This window comes from Bradyrhizobium denitrificans, from assembly GCF_013179005.1.
GTDB classification, from domain to species: Bacteria; Pseudomonadota; Alphaproteobacteria; order Rhizobiales; family Xanthobacteraceae; genus Bradyrhizobium; species Bradyrhizobium denitrificans.
Map to the genome: position 1 here is coordinate 1 of NZ_JABFDP010000074.1, position 2,790 is coordinate 2,790.

Genomic DNA, 2,790 nt, shown 5'->3' on the forward strand with positions numbered 1-2,790 from the left:
GTCGACGCGGCGAATGACACGCCGCTGCTATGGGTCATCCGCGAGCAGTTGCAGATGACCGGCACCAAGTTCGGCTGCGGCGCCGGGCTGTGCGGGGCCTGTACCGTGCATGTCAATGGCGAGGCGGTGCGCTCATGCCAGACCATGGTCGGCGACGTCACCAACAAGAAGATCACCACCATCGAGGGACTGTCGCAGAAGGGCGACCATCCCTTGCAGAAGGCGTGGATCGCCGAGCAGGTGCCGCAATGCGGCTACTGCCAGTCCGGCCAGATCATGCAGGCGGCCTCGCTGCTGGCCAAGACCACGAGCCCGACCAAGGAGGAGATCGTCGCGCATATGGACGGCAATCTCTGCCGCTGCATGACCTATTCGCGGATCCAGAAGGCGATCCAGCGCGCCGCATCCGAGATGCGCACCGCGTCGAACACCAGCGACCGGAGGGCGACATGAACCAGCACGTCAAGGCAGCGCCGTCGATGGCGCCCGATCTCAGCCGCCGCTCCTTCCTGGTCGGCACCGCCGCGACCGGCCTCGTGCTTGGCTATGCCGGCCTCGCCGATGGCGCGCTCGCCGCAACGACACCTGCGAGCTTCGAGCCCAGCGTCTGGTATTCGATCGCGCCGGATGGCCTGGTTACCGTGACCTGCGGCAAGGCCGATATGGGTCAGCACATCGCCTCGACGATGGCGCAGATCATCTGCGAGGAGCTCGGTGCGGCCTGGAAGGACATGCGCGTCCAGCTCGCCTCCAACGATCCGAAGTTCAACGATCCCGTGCTCGGCGCCCAGATCACCGGCGGCAGCTGGAGCACGATGATGAACTTCGACGCGATGAGCCGCGCCGGCGCCGCCGGCCGCATCGCGCTGACCGAGGCCGCCGCATCAGTGATGGGCGTCACGGCGAAGGAACTCGTGGTGCGCGACGGCGTCGTGATGCATCCGAAGTCGAAGAAGCAGATGAGCTATGCCGAGATCGTCAAGAGCGGCAAGATCACCAAGAGCTTCACGGCCGACGAGCTGAAGGCGCTGACCTTGAAGACCCCCGATCAGTACACGATGATCGGCGTCTCGGTGCCGCAGCTCGACATTCCCGCCAAGACCAACGGCACGGCGAAATACGGCATCGACACGATGCTGCCGGGCATGGTCTACGGCAAGGTGGTGACGCCGCCGGTGCGCTTCGGCGCCACCGTCAAGTCCGTCGATGACAGCGAGGCCAAGAAGGTCCCGGGCTTCATCAAGGCGGTCGTGCTCGACGACAAGACCGGCTCCACGTCAGGCTGGGTGGTCGCGGTGGCCTCGACCTTCGCCAATGCCAAGAAGGCCGCGGACGCGCTGAAGATCAGCTATGACAAGGGTCCGTATGCCAATGTCAGCACCGACAGCATCATCACCGAGGCGATGCGGCTGCAGGCGCAGGACGATGCCGGGCAGTTCTTCGTCAAGGATGGCGATGCCAATGCGGCACTGGCGGGCGCCGCGAAAGTGCTGGAGGCGGAGTACACCACCAGCATCAACATCCACGCGCCGATGGAGCCGATGAACGCGACCGCAGAGTTCAAGGGCGACATCCTGCACATCTACTCCGGCAATCAGTTCGCGACCCGCTCCGGCGCGATCGCGGCCGGTGCGGCTGGCATCGACCCGAAATATGTCGTGATGCACCAGGCCTGGCTCGGCGGCGGCTTCGGCCGCCGGCTCGATGCCGACATGATGGTGCCGGCGGTGCAGGCGGCCAAGGCCGTGGGCAAGCCGGTCAAGGTGATCTATTCCCGCGAGAACGACATGACGATGGACTACTCGCGGCCGCTCACCTACCAGAAAGTGAAGGCCGNGAACGACATGACGATGGACTACTCGCGGCCGCTCACCTACCAGAAAGTGAAGGCCGGGCTCGACAGCAATGGCAAGCTCATTGCTCTGAGCCACGACGTCGTCTCGGCCTGGCCGACGGCGCGCTGGGGCATCCCGGACTTCCTGACGCCGTCGGTCGACAAGAAGGGCCCGCTCGACTCGTTCACGGTCAACGGCGCCGACTTCTTCTACACCGTGCCCAACCACCATGTGCGCGCGATCAAGAACGAGCTCGCGCATAATGCGACGCCGTCCGGCCAGCTCCGCTCGGTGGCGCCGGGTTGGACGTTCTGGGCGGTCGAGAGCATGATCGACGAGATCGCCGCCGCGTCCGGCCAGGACCCGGCGCAGTTCCGTATCGCGCTGCTCGACGGCAAGGGCAAGAACGATGGCGGCGCGCAGCGGCTGCGCAACACGCTGCTGGCGGCGATGGGCCTGTCCGGCTACGGGTCGAAGAAGCTGCCGAAGGGCGAGGGCATGGGCGTCGCCTGCGTGTCGTCGCAGGAGCGGGCGTCCGCGAGCTGGACGGCCTGCGTCGCCCATGTCGCGGTGGCTGACAACGGCGCGGTGACGGTGAAGAAGCTCACCGTGGCGACCGACGTCGGCACCCAGGTGCATCCCGACAACATCCGCGCCCAGGTCGAGGGCGCGGCGCTGTGGGGATTGTCGCTGGCGATGTACGAGAAGGCGACGTTGAAGGATGGCGGCATCGAGCAGACCAACTTCGACAGCTACACGCCGCTGCGGATGAGCCAGGTGCCGGAGGTCGCGATCGCCGTCATCGCCAATGGCGAGAAGGCGACCGGCGTCGGCGAGCCCGCGGTGACCGTGGTCGCGCCGGCGCTCGGCAACGCCATCTACAACGCCTGCGGTGCGCGGCTGCGCTCGCTGCCGATCACCGCGGAAGCGGTGAAGGCCAACATGAAGGCGTAGC

General features: G+C 66.3%; 2 protein-coding genes. Both read left to right on the forward strand.

Annotated features, from left to right (window positions below; all coding sequences use genetic code 11):
• Nucleotides 1–453, forward strand: a 453-nt coding sequence (locus HL671_RS37735; protein ID WP_246579819.1) for a (2Fe-2S)-binding protein, incomplete at its 5' end; no start/stop codon positions are given.
• A complete protein-coding gene (locus HL671_RS37740; RefSeq protein WP_172244219.1) occupies nt 450–2,789 on the forward strand; it encodes a xanthine dehydrogenase family protein molybdopterin-binding subunit in 2,340 nt (779 codons plus the stop codon). The genes HL671_RS37735 and HL671_RS37740, both read left to right, overlap by 4 nt.
• Nucleotide 2,790: the final 1 nt, after the last annotated feature.